The sequence below is a fragment of the Bradyrhizobium iriomotense genome (assembly GCF_030160715.1).
GTDB lineage: Bacteria > Pseudomonadota > Alphaproteobacteria > Rhizobiales > Xanthobacteraceae > Bradyrhizobium > Bradyrhizobium iriomotense.
Genome location: NZ_BSOW01000004.1, coordinates 306946 through 328186, shown reverse-complemented (window position 1 = coordinate 328186; position 21241 = coordinate 306946). Strand labels below are relative to the sequence as shown.

Annotated in this window: 21 protein-coding genes; 11 read left to right on the top strand and 10 right to left on the bottom strand. The window is 65.0% G+C overall.

Features of this window, described 5'->3' with window-relative positions; all coding sequences use genetic code 11:
• Window positions 1–274 precede the first annotated feature (274 nt).
• Window positions 275–1405, top strand: coding sequence for an AI-2E family transporter (locus QQL28_RS08185; RefSeq protein WP_284263325.1), 1131 nt, complete (start codon window positions 275–277; stop codon window positions 1403–1405).
• A 6-nt stretch (window positions 1406–1411) separates the two neighbouring features.
• Here the strand turns inward: QQL28_RS08185 and QQL28_RS08180 are convergent, their stop codons facing one another.
• The 6 genes from QQL28_RS08180 to QQL28_RS08155 form a co-directional block, all read right to left on the bottom strand.
• On the bottom strand, window positions 1412–1711 hold the full coding sequence (locus tag QQL28_RS08180) for an antibiotic biosynthesis monooxygenase family protein (protein ID WP_027522849.1): 300 nt from the start codon (window positions 1709–1711) through the stop codon (window positions 1412–1414).
• 99 nt (window positions 1712–1810) lie between these two features.
• Entirely contained in the window at window positions 1811–2047 is a 237-nt protein-coding gene (locus QQL28_RS08175; RefSeq protein ID WP_284263321.1) for a hypothetical protein, read from the bottom strand.
• A gap of 59 nt (window positions 2048–2106) precedes the next feature.
• Window positions 2107–3321 carry a GGDEF domain-containing protein gene (locus QQL28_RS08170; RefSeq protein ID WP_284263319.1) on the bottom strand — a complete coding sequence of 405 codons (1215 nt, stop codon included), beginning with the start codon at window positions 3319–3321 and terminating at the stop codon, window positions 2107–2109.
• A 227-nt stretch (window positions 3322–3548) separates the two neighbouring features.
• Window positions 3549–4025 (bottom strand): 30S ribosomal protein S9, encoded by a 477-nt coding sequence (gene rpsI, locus QQL28_RS08165; RefSeq protein WP_284263317.1) that lies wholly within the window; start codon window positions 4023–4025, stop codon window positions 3549–3551.
• A gap of 1 nt (window position 4026) precedes the next feature.
• Window positions 4027–4491 carry a 50S ribosomal protein L13 gene (gene rplM, locus QQL28_RS08160; protein ID WP_284263315.1) on the bottom strand — a complete coding sequence of 155 codons (465 nt, stop codon included), beginning with the start codon at window positions 4489–4491 and terminating at the stop codon, window positions 4027–4029.
• A gap of 158 nt (window positions 4492–4649) precedes the next feature.
• Window positions 4650–5078, bottom strand: coding sequence for a PaaI family thioesterase (locus QQL28_RS08155; protein WP_284263313.1), 429 nt, complete (start codon window positions 5076–5078; stop codon window positions 4650–4652).
• An 84-nt stretch (window positions 5079–5162) separates the two neighbouring features.
• On the opposite strand from QQL28_RS08155, the gene QQL28_RS08150 reads away from it, so the two are divergent.
• The 4 genes from QQL28_RS08150 to QQL28_RS08135 all read left to right on the top strand — a co-directional run bounded on the left by QQL28_RS08150 (window position 5163) and on the right by QQL28_RS08135 (window position 8702).
• The gene (locus QQL28_RS08150; protein WP_284263311.1) at window positions 5163–5987 is read left to right on the top strand and encodes an enoyl-CoA hydratase; all 825 of its coding nucleotides are present in this window, start codon (window positions 5163–5165) and stop codon (window positions 5985–5987) included.
• 130 nt (window positions 5988–6117) lie between these two features.
• A complete protein-coding gene (locus QQL28_RS08145; protein ID WP_284263309.1) occupies window positions 6118–6702 on the top strand; it encodes a CoA-binding protein in 585 nt (194 codons plus the stop codon).
• A gap of 152 nt (window positions 6703–6854) precedes the next feature.
• Window positions 6855–8135, top strand: coding sequence for an O-acetylhomoserine aminocarboxypropyltransferase (locus QQL28_RS08140; RefSeq protein ID WP_284263307.1), 1281 nt, complete (start codon window positions 6855–6857; stop codon window positions 8133–8135).
• A gap of 171 nt (window positions 8136–8306) precedes the next feature.
• Window positions 8307–8702 carry a hypothetical protein gene (locus QQL28_RS08135; RefSeq protein WP_284263305.1) on the top strand — a complete coding sequence of 132 codons (396 nt, stop codon included), beginning with the start codon at window positions 8307–8309 and terminating at the stop codon, window positions 8700–8702.
• Here the strand turns inward: QQL28_RS08135 and QQL28_RS08130 are convergent, their stop codons facing one another.
• The gene (locus QQL28_RS08130; protein ID WP_284263303.1) at window positions 8703–9785 is read right to left on the bottom strand and encodes a COX15/CtaA family protein; all 1083 of its coding nucleotides are present in this window, start codon (window positions 9783–9785) and stop codon (window positions 8703–8705) included. It lies immediately after the preceding gene.
• 95 nt (window positions 9786–9880) lie between these two features.
• Here QQL28_RS08130 and QQL28_RS08125 point away from each other — a divergent pair, with 95 nt between their 5' ends.
• Entirely contained in the window at window positions 9881–10090 is a 210-nt protein-coding gene (locus QQL28_RS08125; RefSeq protein ID WP_284263301.1) for a DUF2842 domain-containing protein, read from the top strand.
• Window positions 10091–10095: 5 nt separating this feature from the next.
• Here QQL28_RS08125 and QQL28_RS08120 read toward each other — a convergent pair whose 3' ends face one another.
• On the bottom strand, window positions 10096–11145 hold the full coding sequence (locus QQL28_RS08120; protein ID WP_284263299.1) for a polysaccharide deacetylase family protein: 1050 nt from the start codon (window positions 11143–11145) through the stop codon (window positions 10096–10098).
• A gap of 133 nt (window positions 11146–11278) precedes the next feature.
• Here QQL28_RS08120 and QQL28_RS08115 point away from each other — a divergent pair, with 133 nt between their 5' ends.
• Window positions 11279–12460 carry a GNAT family N-acetyltransferase gene (locus tag QQL28_RS08115; RefSeq protein ID WP_284263297.1) on the top strand — a complete coding sequence of 394 codons (1182 nt, stop codon included), beginning with the start codon at window positions 11279–11281 and terminating at the stop codon, window positions 12458–12460.
• A gap of 1169 nt (window positions 12461–13629) precedes the next feature.
• Window positions 13630–14070: a hypothetical protein gene (locus tag QQL28_RS08110; RefSeq protein WP_284263295.1), complete on the top strand. Its 441-nt coding sequence runs from the start codon at window positions 13630–13632 to the stop codon at window positions 14068–14070.
• Here QQL28_RS08110 and QQL28_RS08105 read toward each other — a convergent pair.
• The gene (locus QQL28_RS08105) at window positions 14067–16277 is read right to left on the bottom strand and encodes a GumC family protein (RefSeq protein ID WP_284263293.1); all 2211 of its coding nucleotides are present in this window, start codon (window positions 16275–16277) and stop codon (window positions 14067–14069) included. The genes QQL28_RS08110 and QQL28_RS08105 overlap by 4 nt on opposite strands.
• 210 nt (window positions 16278–16487) lie before the next feature.
• Here QQL28_RS08105 and QQL28_RS08100 point away from each other — a divergent pair, with 210 nt between their 5' ends.
• The 3 genes from QQL28_RS08100 to QQL28_RS08090 all read left to right on the top strand — a co-directional run bounded on the left by QQL28_RS08100 (window position 16488) and on the right by QQL28_RS08090 (window position 20722).
• A complete protein-coding gene (locus QQL28_RS08100) occupies window positions 16488–17621 on the top strand; it encodes a glycosyltransferase family 4 protein (RefSeq protein WP_284263290.1) in 1134 nt (377 codons plus the stop codon).
• 123 nt (window positions 17622–17744) lie between these two features.
• Window positions 17745–19292: an undecaprenyl-phosphate glucose phosphotransferase gene (locus QQL28_RS08095; protein ID WP_284263288.1), complete on the top strand. Its 1548-nt coding sequence runs from the start codon at window positions 17745–17747 to the stop codon at window positions 19290–19292.
• A gap of 167 nt (window positions 19293–19459) precedes the next feature.
• Window positions 19460–20722 carry an O-antigen ligase family protein gene (locus QQL28_RS08090; protein ID WP_284263286.1) on the top strand — a complete coding sequence of 421 codons (1263 nt, stop codon included), beginning with the start codon at window positions 19460–19462 and terminating at the stop codon, window positions 20720–20722.
• On the opposite strand, the gene QQL28_RS08085 is transcribed toward QQL28_RS08090, so the two are convergent.
• Window positions 20697–21167, bottom strand: coding sequence for a MarR family winged helix-turn-helix transcriptional regulator (locus tag QQL28_RS08085; protein ID WP_284263284.1), 471 nt, complete (start codon window positions 21165–21167; stop codon window positions 20697–20699). The two genes, QQL28_RS08090 and QQL28_RS08085, sit on opposite strands and share 26 nt — an antisense overlap.
• Window positions 21168–21241 lie beyond the last annotated feature (74 nt).

Below are 21241 nucleotides of genomic sequence, written 5' to 3'. Positions count from 1 at the left end.
AAGATTCTCCAAACATGCCCGTCGGATGGAGGAATATCAACCGGCGCGGCCGCGGAGCCGCCCTGCTATTTTCGCGGTTAATGGCCCGGTCCGGCCGCCAGGGCGGGCCCTGAACGAGGCACCGCCTCGACAGCGTCAAGCCGGCGCGCTTCGCTCGGCTTGATCCCAGCTGCATTTTCGCGAAAGAGTGGTCCAGCCCGCGCATATTCCGTCATTCCGGGACGGTCCGCAGGACCAACCCTGGGAATGTCGACCAATCCGCGAAGGACATAATGTGACAGTCTCCGCCAACGAACGATCCCCGACCCGCAGCGATCTGGCCTGGGCTATCGCGGTCGGCGGTATCGGTATCGTGCTGTTTGCAGCGCTGCTGGTCTTCACCTGGTATTTCGCCGCGACCGTGCTCTTGATCTTCACGGGCATGCTGCTCGGCGTCGGACTCAACGCGCTGACCAACACGCTCGGGCGCCATGTCGGCCTGCCGCATCCGTTGCGGCTTGCAATCGTCTGCGTCGTGCTCGCGGTGATGCTCGCGGGCGTTGCCTATCTTGGCGGTGCGACCCTCGCCGAGCAGGCCTCGGCGCTCAGCAACACCATCAAGTCGCAACTCGTGACCGTCAAAGCCTTCCTCGAGAGCCACGGCATCGACACCAGCTTCTTCGACATCGGCACCGCCTCCTCCACGAATGCGGCGCCGTCCGGCTCGGAAGCCGCGCCGAGCACGCCCAGCCCGCATGCCGGCCTTCCCGGCGCCGGTGCGCTGGCCTCCAGCGGCGGCGCGATCGTGAGCCAGACCCTCAAGCTGCTGCTCGGCACGATCAGCGCCGTCGGCAACTTCTTCATCGTGCTGTTCTTAGGCCTCGCCTTTGCGGCGCAGCCCGGCGTCTATCACGACGGGCTCCTGTTCATGGCTCCGGCCAGGCATCGCGCGCGTGCCACAGTCATCATCGACCGCATCAGCGAGACGCTGGAGCGCTGGCTGATCGCGCAGATCATCGTCATGCTCGCGGTCGGCGTCGTGACCTGGATCGGCCTTGCCATCATCGGCATCCCCGGCTCGTTCATCCTGGGGATTCAGGCGGGCCTGCTCGCCTTCATCCCGACGGTCGGCGCCATCATCGCCGGCGTGATCGTGGTGCTCGCAAGCATCGCGTCAGGCTGGGTCGCTGCGCTATCCGCGCTGATCCTGTTTCTCGGCGTCCATGCGATGGAGAGCTATGTGCTGACGCCGATCCTCCAGCGGCAGGCGCTCGACATTCCGCCCGCCACGCTGTTCGCGTTCCAGATTCTGCTCGGCGTCGTCTTCGGCATCTGGGGCCTGGCGCTGGCGCTCCCGCTGGTCGCCATCGCCAAGGTTTTGCTCGATCATTTCAAGAGCTACGAGGCGCCGGTCGCGGCGGCGTGAAACTGCTCAGGCCGTCGTCACCACCGTATTGGTGTGCTCGACCTCGGGCGGTGCGGCAAAATACTGACCGACGAGGCCGCGCCATTCGGCAAAGTTCTCCGAGCCGCGGAAGTCGACGGTGTGGTTCTCCAGCGTCTCCCACTTCACCATCAACCGGTAGCGCTGCGGCTTCTCGATCGATTTGTGCAGCTCGAAGCCGTGAAAGCCCTTGGAGCGGCCGAACGCAGCCTTGGCCTTGGCCACCGCCGCCTCGAAATCCTTCTCGGTCCCCGGCTTGACGTCGATTTGCGCGATCTCGGTGATCATTGTTTCCACCCTTCTTGTTGACAGGCGTATCTAGCGCAGCCCGCCAAAAAGAAAAAGGCGCCGATCCGGCGCCCTGGTCGGTCAAGAAACCTGCCTCTCTCAGCCGAGCAACAACACCGTCCCCGCCACCGTCGCCACGCAGGCCGTAAAGAGGATGAGCGGCCAGAGACCACGGTTCTGCGCGTAGCGGCCCTGGGCACGGCGCTCGGTGATCAGCGCCGTCTCATATTCGTCCGATGTCGAGAAGACGCAGGCGAAGCCGCCGCGCGCCGATGCCGCGGCCGCTTCGAGCGACACCAGAGCGGCTTGCGAGGTCTGTTGACGGATCGACTCCATGACCACGATGGTAGGGGTCGAATGGTAAACAGCGCCTTACCGCCGGACTCTCTCGCAAGCTACGCCGTCGCAGGCCGCGGCACCGGGAGCCGCGCCGCTGTCTGGCGGCGCCAGTTCTCCAGCGACAGCGGCAGCTCTTCTGCGGCCTCGACGCGATTGCGGCCGCCGCGCTTGGCCTGGTAGAGCGCGGTGTCTGCAGCAGCCAGCAGCACCTCGAGCTCGGTGCCGGCCGGACCGCCGGCAACGCCGATGCTGACGGTGGTGTCCACCGGGCCTTCGTCGACGACGATGCCGGAGGTCTCGAACGCCTCGCGCACGCGCTCGGCGACCAGCACGCCCTCTTCCAGCGAGCACGGCAGCAGCGCCGCGAATTCCTCGCCGCCGATCCGACCCGACAGGTCGGAGATGCGCAGATTGGTTGTCACGACGGTCGAGAACAGCTTGAGCATCTCGTCGCCCGCGGGGTGGCCGAAACGGTCGTTGATCGACTTGAAGTGGTCGATGTCGAAGATCATGACGGTGACCGGCCGCCCCGCCTTGGCCTCGCGCTCGATGACGCGCGAGCAGGCTTCCGCAAAGCCGCGCCGGTTGAACATGCCGGTCAGCGGGTCCATCGATGCCGCGGTCTTGTGCGCGGTCACCGTGCGCTCGGACACCAGCATGAAGATCACGAACACGGTGCCGACGGCGTAGAGGATGAGCTCGACCGCGAACACCGTGACCCAGATGCTCGTGGAGAAGTGCGGATCGTTCGGCCGCAGGAAACTGCCGATCAGGACCGGCATCATCAGCACGCAACCGTGCATGATCGGCACGGCGAAGACCGGCCAGCTTCGTTGCAGGCTCTTGCGCCGCTCCGACCAGAGCTCGCCCGCGGTCAGCGCGGCGTAGACCGAGACGATGCCGGCGCCGATCAACATGCGCAGTGTTGCGGCGGCCGGATCGAGCAGCGTCACCGCGGCGGCCCAGCCGAGCGCTCCGAACAGGAGTCCCGGCCAGTTCGGCTTGCGGCCGTGGAAGACGCGCGCGGCGTTCCACACCATGCCGCAGGCGACGAAGCCGACGGCATTCAGCGCGAGATAAAGCTGCGCGCCGAGCTTGTCGCCGGCCGCCGTCCATAGCGCGACGGAAGCCGCGCCGAGGAGATAGGCGGTGCCCCACCATTTCAGCGCGGGACTTTTCTCTTGACTGCCGAAGAACACCATCATGGCGCCGAGCAGTGCGGCTACCATCGTGGCAACCAGGTATAGCGTGATGCTATCGAGCGACATCATGTCAGCCCCCTTTGAAACCAAGCCATTACGCGATCAGCCCGATCGCGCGCCCTTCCAGTTTGCGAAGCTAGGTTCCCCCGGGTTCCAATCAGGTTTTCATGGGACGCCAAGTTTTCGGAAAAACACCGAGTCAATTTGCGTACAAACGAACAACAAAAAGGGCGCTGAAATCAGCGCCCTTTTGCATTTCATTGAAGCTGCTTTCGCAGCGAATTTTACCGAAGCGATTAGCGCTTGGAGAACTGGAAGGACCGGCGGGCCTTCGCCTTGCCGTACTTCTTGCGCTCGACGACGCGGGAGTCGCGGGTCAGGAAGCCGCCCTTCTTGAGCACGCCGCGCAGCTCCGGCTCGAAATGCGTCAGCGCCTTCGAGATGCCGTGGCGCACCGCGCCGGCCTGGCCGGAGAGACCGCCGCCGGCGACGGTGCAGATCACGTCGTACTGACCGGCGCGCTGGGCAGCGACCAGCGGCTGCTGGATCATCATGCGCAGCACGGGACGAGCGAAGTAGATCTCGACATCACGCGAGTTGACCATGACCTTGCCGGCACCCGGCTTGATCCAGACGCGGGCGACCGCGTCCTTGCGCTTGCCGGTGGCATAGGCGCGATTGAACTTGTCGACCTTCTTCTCGTGCTTGGGCGCGTCGGGCGCGGCCGTCTTGAGCTGCGAGAGCTGGTCGAGCGACTGGATGGATTCGGCCATGTTATGCGGCCCTCGTGTTCTTGCGGTTCAACTTGGCGATGTCGATCTTCTCGGGGCTCTGCGCCTCGTGCGGATGATCGGCGCCGCCATAGACGCGGAGGTTGCCCATCTGGACGCGACCGAGCGGACCACGAGGGATCATGCGCTCGACGGCCTTCTCGAGCACGCGCTCGGGATGACGGCCCTCGAGGATCTGGCGCGCGGTGCGCTCCTTGACGTGGCCGACATAGCCGGTGTGCTTGTAGTAGGTCTTCTGCTCGCGCTTGCGACCGGTCAGGACCGCATGCGCCGCGTTGATGATGATGACGTTGTCGCCGCAATCGACGTGCGGGGTGTAGGTCGGGAGGTGCTTGCCGCGCAGCCGCATGGCGACGATGGTGGCGAGACGACCGACGACCAGACCCTTGGCGTCGATCAGCACCCACTTCTTCGTCACCTCGGCGGGCTTTGCCGAAAAGGTTTTCATATCTGGATTTCCGTGGACGGGGAGATGACGGCGCGAGCGACGCGCCGGACTGCGCGGTTTCTAGAGAAGTGACGCGCGCCGGTCAATGCCCAGCGAGAGAAATAAGAGAAGCAAAATCAATATCTTAAAAATATGGTGCTATATTACCTACGAAAAGGTCAAACATTTGGAATGGAATAGGTGGATGTGACATGAGCGATCGGGTCGGGCGAGGTGCCCGAAAGCAGGTTGACCTCCCCGACCGCCAGACGCTTGCCGAGCTTCAGAAGCCGGGCCTCCGCCAGCACGTCCTGCCCGGGCTGGCCCTTGCGCAGGAAATTGATGTTGAGATTGGTGGTGACGGCGAGCCCGATCGGCCCGATCGCGGACAGCAGCACCACGTACATGGCGAAATCGGCCAGCGCCATCAGTGTCGGCCCCGACACGGTTCCACCCGGCCGCAGCATCCTTTCGCTGTAGCGCTGGCGAAGCAGCGCGGTCTGACCATCGGCGCTCTCGATCGTAATGTCGTCGCCGCTGAAGGCTTGGGGAAATTCGTCGCGAAGAAACCCTTCGACCTCAGCCACGCTCATTTTCGCTAACGCCATGCGACCCCTCACCCTCGCTTCATGCTGCCTGTTACATTAAGTTATCTGCGTCATCCAACTGCAATATCCCAAGCGGAATCTTCAATGTCCGTCCAGCCCGCCCGCACTCCCTCCCCGGAACCGCCGATCCTGCTGCGGGAGATCGTCGGCAGCGTCGCCGTGCTGACGCTGAACCGCCCTGCCGCGCGCAACAGCCTGTCGGAGGCGATGATCGGCCAGCTGCATGCGAGCTTCAACGCGATTGCCGAGGACAAGCGCATCCGCGCCGCCGTCATCGCCGCCAACGGCCCGGCCTTTTCCGCCGGCCACGACCTGAAGGAACTGACGGCGCGCCGCAGCGACCCCGATCGCGGCCGCGCCTACTTCGCCGAGATGATGAACGCCTGTAGCGCAATGATGCAGGCGATCGTGCGTCTGCCCAAGCCCGTGGTTACCGCCGTCCAGGGAGTCGCGACGGCCGCCGGCTGCCAGCTCGTCGCAAGCTGCGATCTTGCGATCGCATCGGACGCCGCAAGCTTCGCCACGCCCGGCGTCGACATCGGCCTGTTCTGCTCGACGCCGATGGTGGCGCTGTCGCGCAACGTGCCGCGCAAGCAGGCGATGGAGATGCTGCTCACCGGCGAGCCGATCCCCGCCGCACGCGCCCGCGAGATCGGCCTCGTCAACCGCGTGGTCCCAGCCGGCACCGAGCGCGATGCCGCGATTGCGCTCGCGGAACAGGTCGCGCTGAAATCCGCCTACACCGTGAAGCTCGGCAAGGAGGCGTTCTACCGCCAGGCCGAGATGAGCCTTGCGGATGCCTATCGCTATGCGGCGGAGGTGATGACCGAGAACATGATGGCGCGCGACGCCGAGGAAGGCATCAAGGCCTTCATCGAGAAACGCGACCCGACATGGGAAGATAAGTAAACAGCTAACTCCTCATCCTGAGGAGCCGCGGAAGGCGGCGTCTCGAAGGATGAAGGCCCGGCCATTGGCCTCATGATTCGAGACGCGCGTTCCGCGCTCCTCACCATGAGGGTCGAAAGAAAAGACCAAGATGAACCACGACGCCTATCCCGATAATTACATCCGCGGCATCCTCAACAGTGTGAAGTCGATCGCGATGGTCGGCGCCTCGCCGGTCAATGTGCGGCCGAGCTACTTTGCGTTCAAATATCTGGCGCAGCGCGGCTACGACATGATCCCCGTCAATCCCGGCCATGTCGGCAAGGAGCTCATCGGAAAACCCTTCGTCGCCTCGCTTGCCGACATCGGTCGTCCCGTCGACATGATCGACATCTTCCGCAACTCCAGCCACATCATGCCCGTGGTGGAGGAGGCCCTGGCGCTCGATCCGCTGCCGAAGGTGATCTGGATGCAGCTTGGCGCGCGCGACGATGCGGCTGCGGAGAAGGCCGAGGCCGCCGGCATCAAGGTCGTGATGAACCGCTGCCCCAAGATCGAATATGGCCGACTGTCCTCGGAAATTTCCTGGATGGGCGTCAATTCGCGCACGCTCAGCTCCAAGCGTCCGCCCGCGCCGACACAAGGCATGCAATTGTCGCTCAATCGCACGAGCGTCGGCGGCGGTCACACGGCGGCGGCCGATCGCGCGGCGAAGAACAAGACCGAGCAGAGCTGACGCAGCTGCGAAAGATTCGTTTCGCGAACGCGACAAAGCGAAGCAAGGCCGTTTCGAATAAAGCTTGGCGTGCGCCAGTGCCTTGACGACGGCCGCCGCCGCGATCAGCATGCCGCGCGTTTTTCAGCTGCCCCAAGAACAGGACGCCACGAATGAGCGATCGCCTTCCGGGATTTTCGACCCTTGCCGTGCATGCCGGTGCACAGCCCGATCCGACGACCGGTGCGCGCGCGACGCCGATTTATCAAACGACCTCTTTCGTCTTCAACGACGCCGACCACGCGGCCTCGCTGTTCGGCCTCCAGTCGTTCGGCAACATCTATACCCGCATCGGCAATCCCACGAATGCGGTGCTGGAGGAGCGTGTCGCTGCGCTCGAAGGCGGCACCGCCGCGCTTGCGGTCGCCTCCGGCCATGCCGCGCAGGTCGTGGTGATGCAGCAATTGCTCCAGCCCGGCGACGAGTTCGTCGCCGCGCGAAAGCTCTATGGCGGCTCGATCAACCAGTTCAGCCAATCGTTCAAGAGCTTTGGCTGGAACGTGGTGTGGGCCGATCCCGATGACATCGCGAGCTTCGAGCGCGCGGTGACGCCGCGCACCAAGGCGATCTTCGTCGAGTCCATCGCCAATCCCGGCGGCAGCATCACCGACATCGAGGCGATCTCCACGGTGGCGCGCAAGGCTGGGGTGCCGCTGATCGTCGACAACACGCTGGCGACACCCTATCTGATCAAGCCGATCGACCACGGCGCCGACATTGTGGTGCACTCGCTGACGAAATTTTTGGGCGGCCACGGCAACTCGATCGGCGGCGTCATCGTCGATGCCGGCACCTTCGACTGGTCGAAGGACGGCAAATATCCGATGCTCTCGGAGCCGCGCCCCGAATATCACGGCATCAAGCTGCACGAGACCTTCGGCAATTTCGCCTTCGCCATCGCCTGCCGCGTGCTCGGCCTGCGCGACCTCGGCCCCGCGCTGTCGCCATTCAATGCGTTCCTCATCCTCACCGGCATCGAGACGCTGCCGCTGCGGATGCAGAAGCACTGCGACAATGCCAAGGCGATCGCCGAGTTCCTGTCCGGCCATTCCGCCGTGGCGTCGGTGAGCTATGCGGGGCTTGCCAGCGACAAGTACAACCAGCTCGCGCGCAAATATTCGCCGAAGGGCGCGGGTGCGGTGTTCACCTTCAGCCTGAAGGGCGGCTATGACGCCGGCGTCAGCCTGGTCTCGAAGCTCACGCTGTTCTCGCACCTTGCCAATGTCGGCGACACCCGCTCGCTGGTGATCCACCCGGCCTCGACCACGCACAGCCAGCTCGACGATGCCGCCAAGGTGAGGTCGGGCGCAGGTCCCGACGTGGTCCGCCTGTCGATCGGTATCGAGGACAAGGAAGACCTGATCGCGGATCTCGAGCAGGCGCTGGGCGCCTGATTTTCGCTGTCATTCCGGGGCGCGCGCAAGCGCGAACCCGGAATCTCGCGTCATAACGTCTGGATTCCGGGTTCGGCTCTTCGAGCCGCCCCGGAATGACGTGACCGGCGTTAACGCTCTCTGCTGTCTCGGCTGACATACTGGGCCGCCCAGATTGATTCGGAGCCGACCATGCTGCGCTGGATTGTGTCCCCTCTGGCCGTGATGCTGATGGTCACGAGCGCGCTCGCGGCCGATCAGGTCGCCGTGCAGAAGAAGCGACGCGTCGAGCAATTGCCGCCGGGCCTGCCGCGGCCGCATTACAAATACCGCACCACGATCGCGCCGCCGGAGCCGCCGAAGGTTTGGGTCGAGACCGATCCGGATGCGCTCATCTCGCCGGCCTATGGCGTCGGCAGCTACATCCGCAATCTGCCGGGCACGCCGCTCCTGCCGGGCTCCAACACGCTGCCGGGCTATTACGGCCGCCCCTGGGATTACGACTATCAGGGCGCGTATTACGGCGGTCCCCAGGTCGGCTATTGGTGGCGGCTGCCCTACGCCTGCGGCGTCTACGGTTATTGCTGATCAGCCGGCCTGGCTCAGGGGGATAACGCGCGAATAGGTCTCCGCAGGCTTTCGCGCCGAAAGCCGCTCGGCCTGCACCACCGCCAGCGTCAGCACGAGGATCGCAACCGCCTGATGTGCGAGCGCAAGGCCGATCGGCACCTGGTTCAGCAGTGTCAGGATGCCGAGCACGGCCTGCAAGCTCACCGCCGCAAACAGCCACACGGCGCCGCTTGCGGCAGTGCCTGCACGCAAGCGCACGGCATCGAACGCGTGCAGCGCGGCGAGCGCGAACAGCGTGTAGGCCATCATGCGGTGCTCGAACTGCACGGTCAGCACATTGTCGAACAGGTTACGCCACCACGGCGTCTCGAACCACAGCCGCTCCGCCGACGGGATGAACGCGCCGTCGATCTCCGGCCAGGTGTTGTAGACGCGCCCTGCCCGCAAGCCCGCCACCAGCGCACCGAGATAAAGCTGCACGAAGGTGACGACGACGAGCACCGCGCTGGTGAACTTCAGTCGCGCGGAGACAATGATCTCCTGCCGTGCGCCGAGCCGTCGCAAGGTCCAGACGATGCCGGCGAAGATCAGCAGCGCCAGAACCAGATGCGTCGCGAGCCGATACTGCGACACTTCGACCCGTTCGGAGAGGCCAGAGGCCACCATCCACCAGCCAACCGCGCCTTGCAGTGCGCCGAGGCCGAACAGCAGCCAAAGCCGCCGTTTCAATTCGCCCGAAAGACCCCCGCGCCAAAGGAAGAACAGGAGCGGCAACAAATAGGCGGCACCGATGAAGCGGCCGAGCAGCCGGTGGCTCCATTCCCACCAGAAGATGGTCTTGAAGTCCGACAGGCTCATGCCGGCATTGAGCTCGCGATATTGCGGGATCTTCTTGTAGGCCTCGAAGGCCTCGGTCCACCGCGTCTCGGAGAGCGGCGGCACGCTGCCGGTGACCGGCTTCCATTCGACGATCGAGAGCCCGGACTCCGTCAGCCGCGTCGCGCCGCCGACCAGCACCATCAGCGCGATCAGCGCGGCCACGGAGACGAGCCACCAGCGCACGGCGCGATGCGGGTCGGATGGAGCTGATATCGCGGTCATTTCGGCCGGAAAACCAATGCTTGAACCAGGCTGCGCGCCCCTTATAGTCCCCCGCTCCCGCAGCGCAAGTTACGCGAAAGCCGCAATTTTCCGCCATGAAGATCCGCACCCGCAAGTTCCTCGGTACCATCGCGCTCCTGGTGCTGGCGGCGACGTGGGCGCTCTTCGGCATGGCGCTGGCGCAGTTGCCGTGGATCGCGGAATCCGGATGGCGGCAGGCGATCTATTACGTTGTGGTCGGCATGGGCTGGGTGCTGCCGGCGATGCCGGTCGTGAGCTGGATGCAGCGGCCCGATCCCGCCTGACAAATCTAGTAATGCATGCTGCCCGTCGGCTTCACCGGCGGAAACGTGGCGCCCGAGACGAGCACGCGCAGCACCCGCAGCGAGCGGCGGCGGCCGTCCCAGGAAATCCGCGGCAGCGCGCGCAGATTGGTCCGCCCCTCGGTGTCGACGATGCCGGGAATGGTCGACACCGCGCTGGCAAAGCCCGCCTCCTCCGCCATCACCACGTGGCTGCGGCGGAACGAGATGCGATCGCCGAACGGATAGGCAAAGTGTCCGATTTCGCGGTGGAACGCGGACTCCGCCACCGCCTTGCCCATCGCCATCTCGCGCGCGGCAGCCGTATCCTTCATGGTGGCGAGCGCGGCATAGTTCACCGTCGCATTGCCGATCGTCACCAGCGGATCGGCCGCAAGTTTCGAAAGATCCGACCAATCCATCGACGCCTCGCGCGAGACGGCGCCGAGATCGACGCGATGGCGCTTGCAGAGATCGTTGATCGCAGCCGACAGCTCCGCCGGCGACAAGGTTCTGAGCCACTCCTCGATCAGCGTGAACAGCTCCTGCTTCTGCGCGCGCTCGGTGACGTCGAAGCGCTGCTCCTTCTCGCCCATCATCAGGCTGATGCGGCTCTCGCGCACGATCACCTGTTCGAGCGCGAGCCACCAGGCTTCACCGACGCCATCGGGAAAGGCGGTCGGCACGTAGACCGTGAAGGGCACGCCGTGGTGCGAGAGCACCGGATAGGCGAATGTGGCGAGATCCTTGTACGCACCGTCGAAGGTCAGTGCCACGAAGCGCCGCCGCTCGGGCAGCGTCACCGCGCGCCGGCAGACCTCATCCATGCTGACGATGTCGAATTTCCAGCGCTTCAGCGCACGAAGCACGCGGTCGAGGAATTTTGGCGTGATCTCGTTCGCAAGCAGCGGCTGGAACGGCGCGCGCCCGCGCGGCCTGACGCGCTGAAAGCGCAGGATCGCACCGGCGCCTGCGCGCCGTCCGCGCAGTCGGTGCTGGCCGGTGAACCAGGCGAGTTCCAGCCGCAGCCGTTCCATCCATCGATCGTCGGAAGCCAAGAGCCACCCTTTGCGAACCGGCAAGCGGCCGGTTCCCCTTTCCATTGTCCTTACCCTTTGTTGACATTTCTTTGCAAAGGTCGGCCACGGGCCGAACTACGCTTATTTTCCGTTTTCTCGACAGGTTTTGCGAATGACCATGGCTGCGGCGATACAAAGCCGGACGGCAGAAGCGCCAGCGCGGTCGAAAGCGAGCCGTATCACTGATGTCGAAATCATCAGCGATCTCGCCATGGCCGAACCGGTCTGGCGCGCGCTGGAGAAGACATGCCACCTCGCAACACCCTATCAGCGTTTCGACCTGCTCGGCCCCTGGCAGCGCCTCGTCGGCGAGCACGAAGGCGCGGCGCCCTTCATCGTCATCGCCCGCGATGCCGAGCGCCGGCCTCTCGTCGTGCTGCCGCTGTGCACGCGGCAGAGCCATGGCGTCACCGTCGCCTGCTTCATGGGCGGCAAGCACACGACCTTCAACATGGGCTTGTGGGACGCCGACTTCGCCGTCCACGCCGACGCTGCCGATCTTGACGCGCTGCTCGCGGCCCTGCGCGGGCGCGTCGACGTGCTCGCGCTGTCACAGCAGCCGACGCGCTGGCGCGACCAGCAAAACCCGTTCGCGGTTCTTCCGCGCCAAAATTCCATCAACGGCTGCCCACTGCTCGCGATGCCGCCGGACGGCCTGCCGGCGTCGCGCATCAGCAACTCCTTCCGCCGCCGTCTGAAGAGCAAGGAAAAGAAGCTTCAGGCGCTCGCCGGCTACCGCTATCACCTCGCCACCACCGATAACGACATCACGCGCCTGCTCGACTGGTTCTTCCGCGTCAAGCCGGTGCGGATGGCCGAGCAGAAGCTGCCGAACGTGTTCGCCGAGCCCGGCGTCGAGGCGTTCATCCGCGCGGCCTGCCTGGCGCCGCGCGGCGACGGCCGCGTCATCGACATCCATGCGCTGGAATGCGACGAGGAGGTGATCGCGATCTTCGCCGGCGTCGCCGACGGCCGCCGCTTCTCGATGATGTTCAACACCTACACGATGTCCGAGCACGCGCGCTACAGCCCCGGCCTGATCCTGATGCGCAACATTATCGATCGCTACGCGGAAGCCGGCTATGACGCACTCGATCTCGGAATCGGCTCGGACGACTACAAGCGCCTGTTCTGCAAGAGCGACGAAGAGATCTTTGACAGCTTTGTCCCGCTGACCTCGCGCGGCAAGCTCGCGGCGATGGCGATGTCATCGCTGAGCCACGGCAAGCGCCTGGTGAAGCAGAACCAGATGCTGTTCGACCTCGCGCGGAGACTGCGCCGGGCATTCGGGTAGAGCAGACGCTTCCCGATCTCGTTCTCCATTTTGCACGCTGCCCTCCCTCCTCCCCTTGTGGGAGGCGCTCAGGATCGTGATGCGCGGCGAGGACAAAGAAGGATCGGGTGGCAGCCAAGCGAGAGTTCTCGCTGCTGTTCCACCCGGGACTGCAACAAAACCAGATTACTGGGCGTTTACTTCCCGCAACTCCTCAACCCACGGGAGGTTTCCATGGTCAAGAAGGCCCTTTTCGCGCTCGGTATTGCTGCGGTCCTCGCCCTCGCGCCGAGCGCTGCTTCCGCACAGCGCGGGTTTCACGGCGGATTTGCAGGGGGAGGATGGCACGGCGGCGGATGGGGCGGCGGTTGGCGCGGCGGCGGTTGGGGTTGGCGTGGACCGGCTGTAGGCCTAGGCCTGGGCCTTGGGCTCGCCGGTGCGGCAGCTTGGGGACCCGGCTGGGGCTGGGGTGCACCGGGTTGGAGCTATGCCGGATGGGATGGCTGTACGAGATGGCGCCGGGTCTGGACAGGCTGGGAGTGGCGCGCAGTCCCCGTGAATGTTTGTTGGTGAGAAGCGATCGCCGTTTGCGATCCACAGTTCCATGCCCTCGACGGCCCGGTGGAATTGCCGGGACATTGGCGGTCGCTCGACGCGGTAGGCACTAAGCTGCGACGTTCCTCACGGCACCACGATCGGTCGGGCCCGTCTCCACGGTGTCCCAAACTGATGCGCCTGTGACTGGCACAGTCATTGCTCGGCTGGGGTTGGCTGGGGATTTCAGCACCCAGTGCAATCGACAGCGCCGCCTAGCGAGCATACTCCGCTAGTGCGGCGTTGTGCATTGCGGGGCGGCGTTAATCTTTTCTTAACCATAAGCGTCCAGCCTCTCGCCGGGGATCGTTCATCCTTTTTGGGCGGCGGGCAAAGACCCGTTGGGGGCTCGATGGAGGAAACGAGATGCACGGGCGTGAGATGCAGCCCGAAGCCAACCTGCTTTCGGCTTTTGCGTTGATGATCGGCGGCGCCTTGGGTGTGGGCCTGCCATTGGCCCTGGTGATCATTTGGCTTTGTTCGTAGTGCGTCCGACGGCTCGTCGCCGTTGATCTAGATCAAGCCTGGATGCGGCCCGTCCAGGAGAATTGAGATTGGGCATAGTGTGGGGGTGTCCAACCTATCGGGGCGATGGCATGAAATGCTGGACCGGGCTGGTCGTCGCTGCGCTCTTGGTAACCGGATCGCGCGCCAGCGATGCCGCCGTGCGGATCACAAACGATCGCGGCGGATTAATCGGGAAGTACATACACAAATATGAACGGCTGCGCGCTTCGGGGCAGAATGTCATCATCGATGGTTTCTGCGCGTCTGCCTGCACGATCGTCCTGGCGACTGTGCCCTCCGACAGGATCTGCGTGACGTCTCAGGCAGAGCTTGCGTTCCACGCCGCATGGGATTTTGGTCCTCGCGGAAGGCCTGTCACGAACCCGGACGCAACCCGGATGATGTATTTGATGTACCCCGCGCCGGTGCAGCGCTGGATCGCGCATCGCGGGGGCTTAACGCCCCGGACCATCTTTCTGCGCGGAAAGCGCCTACTGGCGATGTACCGCACCTGCACATCGCGCGCCTAGGCCGCCACCACGCGCGGCGTTTCCACGGCGTCCGACGGCTGCACCGGCTTCTTGAGCATCGTCACTTCGCTGAAGCCGACTGCCTTGAGCTGCTCGCACATCGAGGTGCGGGCCTCAGTGGGCATGCCGGCATCCGGCACCACGACGGCGCGGGCGTTCGTCGTCAGCAGTTCCGCAGGCAGGTCGGAGGCGGTCCCGGCGTCGAGCAGCACGTGGTCATAGACGCGGAGCAAGGCATCGATCGCCAGCGTCACGCGCGGCGATTGCAGCAGGCTGCGGTCGAAGCCCGGCCGACCTGCCAAGACCAGTTGCAGCCGCGAGAGCTTGTCCTTGGTGATGATCTGCGCGAACGAGGCCTCGCCCTGCATCAATTCGGCAAGGCCCGGTGCGGCCGGATCGGCCGAGATGGCCGAAATCGTCGGCGACGATGCGGCGAGGTCGACGACCACGACGCGTTCGTCGCGTGCCAGATGGCGCGCCAGCGTCAATGCGGTCAGCGTGATGCCCTCGCCAGCGGCGGTGCCGAGCACCGTCACCTTGCGCGCGGCGGCGCCGTCGCGCCGCAGGCTGTCGGCCAGCTGCTCGATCTCGGCGAACTCGGTGATGTCCGCGTCGAAGGCCATCTCCGGCTGGAGCGGTGCCGACTCGCTCACCACGGGCTCGGGTTCGATAACCGGTTCACTGCGGGCAGCAACGCGCGAGGCGGCCGCGGCCGGCGTGAATGCGGCGATTGCGCGCGGCGCGGTCATGCGCAGGAGCTCGCCGGTGACGACGACGCCGGTGCTGAGCAGCAGTGTCGCCAGCGTGGCGATGAGCACGATCGGCAGCTTTTTCGGATAGACGATCGTGTTCGAGACGATGGCGCGCGAGATGACGCGCCCTTCGGCCGGCGCCGTGTCGATGGTCTCGCGGGTGTTGGCCTCGCGATATTTGGCGAGATACGTCTCGAGCAGGTCGCGCTGCGCCTTGGCCTCGCGCTCGAGCGCGCGAAGCTGCACGTCCTGGCCGTTGGTCGAGGTCGCCTGCTTCTTGAGCTGCTCGAGGCTGACGGTGAGGCTGTCGACGCGGCTGCCGGCGATCCGCGCGTCATTCTCCAGCGAGCGCGAGATCTTGCCCGCCTCGTCACGGATCTGCGTGTCGAGATCGCCGATCTGCGCCTTCAATTCCTTGATGCGCGGATGATTGCCGAGCAGCGTCGAGGATTGCTCGGCGAGCTGCGCCCGCAGCGTCACCCGCTGCTCGGACAGCCGGCGCATCAACTCGGAATTCAGCACCTCCGATGCCTCGATCGGCTTGCCGCTCTGGAGCATCTCGCGAATCAGCCGCGCCCTGGCCTCGGCATCGGCCTTCATCGCGCGCGCATTGTTGAGTTGGGTGTTGAGCTCGCCCATCTGCTGGTTCGACAGCGTGGTGTTGTTGGTGCCGACGAACAGCGACGATTTGGAGCGAAAGTCCTCGGCCTTGGCCTCGGCTTCAGAAACCTTCTTGCGCAGGTTCTCGATCTCGCCCGACAGCCACGCGCTGGCCGACTTGGCCTGCTCCTGGCGCGCATTCTGTTGCAGCACGAGATAGCCGTCAGCGATCGAATTGGCGACACGCGCGGCGAGCTCGGGATCGGCCGACTGGAATTCGACGACGATCACGCGCGACTTGTCGACCGCATAAGCCGTCAGGCGGTCGTAATAGGCATCCAGCACCCGCTCTTCCGGCGTCATCGAGAATGGGTCGCGGCCGATTCCGAACAATGCCGCCAGCGATTTCAGCGGCGAGATACCGCGCAGGACCGGGTCGAATTCGGGCAGCTCCGCGAGCTTGTTCTTCTTGATGATCTCGCGCGCGAGATCGCGCGACAGCACGAGCTGCACCTGGCTGGTGACGGCCTCGGCGTCGAGCGCCTGCCGCTCCTCGGTGCTGCGATCGCTGGTCGGACGCAGGAAGACGTTCTCGCGCCCGTCGATCAGGATGCGGGCTTCGGACTTGTAGCGCGGCGTCACCAGATTGACGCCGGCGAGCGCGAGCACCAGTGCCAGCACCGTCGGCACGATGATGAAGCTGCGCCTGCGCTTGAGTGCAGCGCCAAGCGCATGCAGATCGATGTCGCCGGATTCGGCTTGCGCCTGCCGCGCGACAGTGACCTTCGGCTCGGGCCTGTGCAAGGCCCGCTCGATCACCTTGTCCTTGCCGGCACGCCAGAACGCCAAACGCATCGCATACTCCCGCAGGGCAACGCCGCTACCCACCTCAACCGCGGCAATTACACTCCATTAAGGTTGCCGCTGAGTTAATCGCGCCATACGCGTGCATGGCGCGAACACGCGATCGCGCGCGAACACCATTTGTTAACCATGAGGCCCCTTAATCGGAATCGATACTTCAGTGGATTGCTGCGTCATCGCCTGCGAGCGCCGGTTCAGATCATGCCCCCCTCTGTCGACCAGCCGCTTCGCATCCTGCACGCCGTGCGTGCTCCGGTCGGTGGCATCTTCCGCCACATCCTCGACCTCGCCAATGGCCAGGTCGATCGCGGGCATCACGTCGGGATACTCGCCGACGATCTTACCGGCGGCGAGCGCGCAGCGAACGCGCTGGCCGAGATCGCGCCGCGCCTGAAGCTCGGGGTCCATCGGCTGGCGATCCGCCGCGAACCGTCACCAGACGATTTCCTCGTTTGGCTTCGCATGAGGCGTCTGATCGCCAAGCTCAAGCCCGACGTCATGCACGGCCACGGCGCCAAGGCCGGCGCCTTCGTCCGCATGCGGCGGCGCTCAGACGAAACCATCCGCATCTACACCCCGCACGGCGGCTCGCTGCACTATCCCCTGCACACCTTCAAGGGTGAGTTCTACGCGCGACTTGAACGGACGCTGACGACCAGCACCGACCTGTTCCTGTTCGAAAGCGCCTTTGCCCGCGACACCTATCAGCGCATCGTCGGCACGCCCAAGGGCGTGGTGCGCTGCGTCTTCAACGGCGTGACGCCGGAGGAATTCGAGCCGGTTGTCACCGCCGACGATGCGACCGATCTCGCTTATGTCGGCGAGTTCCGGCACATCAAGGGTGCCGACCTCCTCGTCGACGCGGTGGCGCGCCTTCGCGCCCAGGGCCGCAATGTCACACTGACACTCGGCGGCGACGGCGAGGAGATGGCAGCGCTGAAGGCGCAGGTCGAGAAGCTTGGCCTCGCCGGTTCGATCCGCTTCATCGGCCACGTCAAGGCGCGCTATGGCTTCTCCAAGGGGCGGCTGCTGGTCGTTCCCTCGCGCGGTGATTCCATGCCCTATGTCGTGATCGAAGCCGGCGCTGCCGGCATCCCCATGATCGCCGCGAAGGTCGGTGGCATCCCCGAGATCTTCGACGCCGAGAGTTCCGCCCTCTTCGTCCCGAGCAATTCCGAGGCCATGGCGGAGGCCATTGCGGCCGCGCTGGACGATCCGCAAGCGACCGCCCAGCGCGCGGCGAGGCTGCGCGAGCGGATCTCGGCGCACTTCTCCCAGCAGGCGATGGTCGACGGCGTGCTGGCCGGCTACCGCGACGCGTTTGCCAATCATTAACCGTCCTTGAGGCAGCTTTAGAATTTCTTCCGATTTGTCCGATAAGCGGGAGCGAGGGGGACTCCCGCGCTTCGCGCGCCTATACGCGCGTCCAGTGGGTTTCAGGAATGGACGTGGACGACCGTGGAACCGCTCAACGCACGCTCGATGCTCGACGCCGCGACCAGTGCCGCGGCCGCACCCGTTGACAAGCCCTTTGTCGAACGCCGGCGCCGGCTCTCGCCGGCAGCACTTGCTCTCGTCAACCAGAAGGTCGCCCGCGCCTATTCGCCGATCGTGATCGCCGGCTTCGTGCGCCTCGCCGATTTCGTTCTGCTCAGCCTCGTCGGCACCGTGCTTTATTTGGGCTACGTCGCGCCGCAGACCGGCTTCCACTGGGAATATCTCGCCGCGATCTCTGCCGTCGCGGCCGCAGCCGTGATCTGCTTCCAGGCCGCCGACATGTATCAGGTGCAGCTCTTCCGCGGTCAGCTCCGCCAGATGACGCGGATGATCTCGTCCTGGTCGTTCGTGTTCCTGCTGTTCATCGGCATTTCCTTCTTCGCAAGGCTCGGCAGCGAAGTCTCGCGGCTGTGGCTCGCCGCCTTCTTCTTCCTCGGCCTTGCCGCGCTCGTCGCCGAGCGCCTGGCGCTGCGAACGCTCGTTCGCACCTGGGCGCGCGAGGGCCGGCTCGACCGCCGCACCATCATCGTCGGCTCCGACCGCAACGGCGAAGAGCTGGTCGAGGCGCTGAAGGCGCAGGAGGACTCCGACATCCACGTGCTCGGCGTGTTCGACGACCGCAACGACAGTCGCGCGCTCGACACCTGCGCGGGCGCGCAAAAGCTCGGCAAGGTCGACGACATCGTCGAGTTCGCCCGCCGCACCCGCGTCGATCTCGTGCTGTTCGCGCTGCCGATCTCGGCGGAGACGCGCATCCTCGAGATGCTGAAGAAGCTCTGGGTGCTACCCGTCGACATCCGCCTCTCCGCGCACACCAACAAGCTGCGTTTCCGTCCCCGCTCCTATTCCTATCTGGGCGAGGTGCCCACTCTCGACGTGTTCGAGGCGCCGATCACCGACTGGGACCTGGTGATGAAATGGCTGTTCGACCGCATCGTCGGCGGCCTTGCGCTGCTCGCGGCCCTTCCCGTGATGGCGCTGGTGGCGTTGGCGGTGAAGCTCGACAGTCCCGGCCCGGTGCTGTTCCGCCAAAAACGCTTCGGCTTCAACAACGAGCGCATCGACGTCTACAAATTCCGCTCGATGTATCACCATCAGGCTGACCTGACAGCCTCGAAGGTCGTCACCAAAAACGATCCGCGCGTCACGCGCGTCGGCCGCTTCATCCGCAAGACTAGCCTCGACGAGCTCCCGCAGCTCTTCAATGTGGTGTTCTCCGGCAATCTCTCCCTCGTCGGCCCGCGTCCGCACGCCGTCCAGGGCAAGCTCCAGAGCCGGCTGTTCGACGAGGCCGTCGACGGCTATTTCGCCCGCCACCGCGTCAAGCCGGGTATCACCGGCTGGGCCCAGATCAACGGCTGGCGCGGCGAGATCGACAACGAAGAAAAGATCCAGAAGCGCGTCGAGTTCGACCTCTACTACATCGAGAACTGGTCGGTGCTGTTCGACCTCTACATCCTCCTGAAGACGCCGATCTCGCTGCTGACCAAGAACGAGAACGCGTATTGAGTTCGTCGTACCAAAACCACGCTGTCATCGCCCGGCTTGACCGGGCGATCCAGTAAACACCGGCAGCCGAGCTGCCGCTGACAGCGCGGGTTACTGGATGCCCCGCTTTCGCGGGGCATGACGGCGGAAGTTTGTGTGTACCAGTTGCGTAAGCGTGTGAGCGTGTGATGGCGTATGCGGCGACAGCCGGAGGAATCAACGTAGCCCCACCGGCTGCGCCCGGCGTACTGGCCTTGCAGCGCGCGATGGTGTGGCTGGTCGGCGCCTCCGGCGCGGTCGTTTTCATCGAGCCCAGCCCCTACGAGATCGTGACGCTGCTTGCGACCGTCACCTTCTTCGCCACCGGCCTGCGGCTCCGCCTCGTGTTCATGCCGCTCGTGCTGCTGCTGATCCTGCTCAATATCGGCTACACCGTCAGCGCCATTCCGCTGCTGGGCCAGTCCGAGGTGGCAAGCTGGATCGCGACCTCCTGGTACATGGCGGCGACGGTGGTGTTCTTCGCAATGGTCACAGCGGAGGATACGGCGGCGCGTCTCGACATGCTGCGCCGCGGCCTCGTGGTCGGCGCGATGATCGCATCGCTCTCGGCAGTCGCCGGCTATTTCAATCTCGTTCCCGGCGGCCACGACCTCCTGACGCTCTATGAGCGCGCGCGCGGCACGTTCAAGGACCCGAACGTGCTCGGCGCGTTCCTGATCCTGCCGGCGCTGTTCTCATTGCAAAGCGTGGTCTCGGACAAGCTGGCCAAGGCATTCCGCAACGCGATCGCCTTCGCCATCATGGCGCTCGCGATCCTGCTCGCGTTCTCGCGCGCCGCCTGGGGCGGGCTGATCCTGACCTCCGGCTTCATGCTGGCGCTGATGGTGCTGACCAGCTCGAGCAGCGCGCAGCGCTCGCGCATCATCATCATGGCGCTGGTTGCGGCCGCGCTGGGGCTGGCGCTGATCGCGATCCTGCTCTCATTCGACTCCATCGCCGAGATGTTCAAGCAGCGCGCTAGCTTCGACCAGAGCTACGACGAAGGCCGCTTCGGCCGCTTCGGCCGGCACATCCTCGGCGCGGAGATGGCGCTCGACCTGCCGTTCGGCATAGGCCCCTTGCAATTCCACCGCTACTTCCCGGAGGATACCCACAACTCCTACCTCAACGCCTTCATGTCGGGGGGCTGGCTCTCCGGCATCTGCTATCCCGCGCTGGTGTTCACCACCGTGATCACAGGCTTTCGCCACGTCTTCGTCCGCGTGCCCTGGCAGCGCGCCTATCTTGCGATCTTCTCCGCCTTCGTCGGCACCGTCGGCGAGAGCTTTGTGATCGACACCGATCACTGGCGGCACTTCTGGATGATGCTGGGGGCGATGTGGGGCATGATCGCGGCCGCACAGGCCTACAAGGCCGCGCACCCGATCAGCGACGAGGCTTCGGCGTCTTGAGATCGGCGCGCTTCTCGGGCGGTGTGTCGAGGAGGTCCTTCAACGCCTCGGTCGCTTCCAGCACGCCCTTGTAGCCGTCCGTGGCGAAGCGCAGCAGCAGCCGCAGCTCCTCGTCGGAATAGCGGCTCCAGACCTTGTGCATCGCCTGCTGCATCGGCACGTAGAGCTTGCCGATTTCGGCCGTCGTCTCCGGCACGACGGTGATGAACACCTTGCGGCGGTCGGCGTCATCCCGCTCGCGGCGCACATAGCCCGCTTTCTCGAGCCGGTCGACCACACCCGTGATGGCGCCGGTCGTGAGCCCCGTGACCTCGGCGAGGCGGCCCGCGGTCGCGCGGCCCTCCAGATTCAGGAAGTCCATGCATTCGAGGTCGGAACCGGAAATTCCGGCAACGTTCGCAACGGCCTGACCGTACAGCACGCCCTGCGCCGACGATCGGCGCATCGCCTCCTCAAGCTCCTGCACCAAGCCTGCGCGCGCTTTCCCTCTTGACAAGGCCGACCCCATATCTTAGCAAA

Excerpts from the sequence above, each read along its gene's own strand:
- QQL28_RS08180 (WP_027522849.1), bottom strand. The coding sequence starts at position 1,711 with ATGATCACCGAGATCGCGCAAATCGACGTCAAGCCGGGGACCGAGAAG.
- QQL28_RS08175 (WP_284263321.1), bottom strand. The coding sequence starts at position 2,047 with ATGGAGTCGATCCGTCAACAGACCTCGCAAGCCGCTCTGGTGTCGCTC.
- QQL28_RS08170 (WP_284263319.1), bottom strand. The coding sequence starts at position 3,321 with ATGATGTCGCTCGATAGCATCACGCTATACCTGGTTGCCACGATGGTA.
- rpsI (WP_284263317.1), bottom strand. The coding sequence starts at position 4,025 with ATGGCCGAATCCATCCAGTCGCTCGACCAGCTCTCGCAGCTCAAGACG.
- rplM (WP_284263315.1), bottom strand. The coding sequence starts at position 4,491 with ATGAAAACCTTTTCGGCAAAGCCCGCCGAGGTGACGAAGAAGTGGGTG.
- QQL28_RS08155 (WP_284263313.1), bottom strand. The coding sequence starts at position 5,078 with ATGGCGTTAGCGAAAATGAGCGTGGCTGAGGTCGAAGGGTTTCTTCGC.
- QQL28_RS08150 (WP_284263311.1), top strand. The coding sequence starts at position 5,163 with ATGTCCGTCCAGCCCGCCCGCACTCCCTCCCCGGAACCGCCGATCCTG.
- QQL28_RS08145 (WP_284263309.1), top strand. The coding sequence starts at position 6,118 with ATGAACCACGACGCCTATCCCGATAATTACATCCGCGGCATCCTCAAC.
- QQL28_RS08140 (WP_284263307.1), top strand. The coding sequence starts at position 6,855 with ATGAGCGATCGCCTTCCGGGATTTTCGACCCTTGCCGTGCATGCCGGT.
- QQL28_RS08135 (WP_284263305.1), top strand. The coding sequence starts at position 8,307 with ATGCTGCGCTGGATTGTGTCCCCTCTGGCCGTGATGCTGATGGTCACG.
- QQL28_RS08130 (WP_284263303.1), bottom strand. The coding sequence starts at position 9,785 with ATGACCGCGATATCAGCTCCATCCGACCCGCATCGCGCCGTGCGCTGG.
- QQL28_RS08125 (WP_284263301.1), top strand. The coding sequence starts at position 9,881 with ATGAAGATCCGCACCCGCAAGTTCCTCGGTACCATCGCGCTCCTGGTG.
- QQL28_RS08115 (WP_284263297.1), top strand. The coding sequence starts at position 11,279 with ATGACCATGGCTGCGGCGATACAAAGCCGGACGGCAGAAGCGCCAGCG.
- QQL28_RS08110 (WP_284263295.1), top strand. The coding sequence starts at position 13,630 with ATGAAATGCTGGACCGGGCTGGTCGTCGCTGCGCTCTTGGTAACCGGA.
- QQL28_RS08105 (WP_284263293.1), bottom strand. The coding sequence starts at position 16,277 with ATGCGTTTGGCGTTCTGGCGTGCCGGCAAGGACAAGGTGATCGAGCGG.
- QQL28_RS08100 (WP_284263290.1), top strand. The coding sequence starts at position 16,488 with ATGCCCCCCTCTGTCGACCAGCCGCTTCGCATCCTGCACGCCGTGCGT.
- QQL28_RS08090 (WP_284263286.1), top strand. The coding sequence starts at position 19,460 with ATGGCGTATGCGGCGACAGCCGGAGGAATCAACGTAGCCCCACCGGCT.
- QQL28_RS08085 (WP_284263284.1), bottom strand. The coding sequence starts at position 21,167 with ATGCGCCGATCGTCGGCGCAGGGCGTGCTGTACGGTCAGGCCGTTGCG.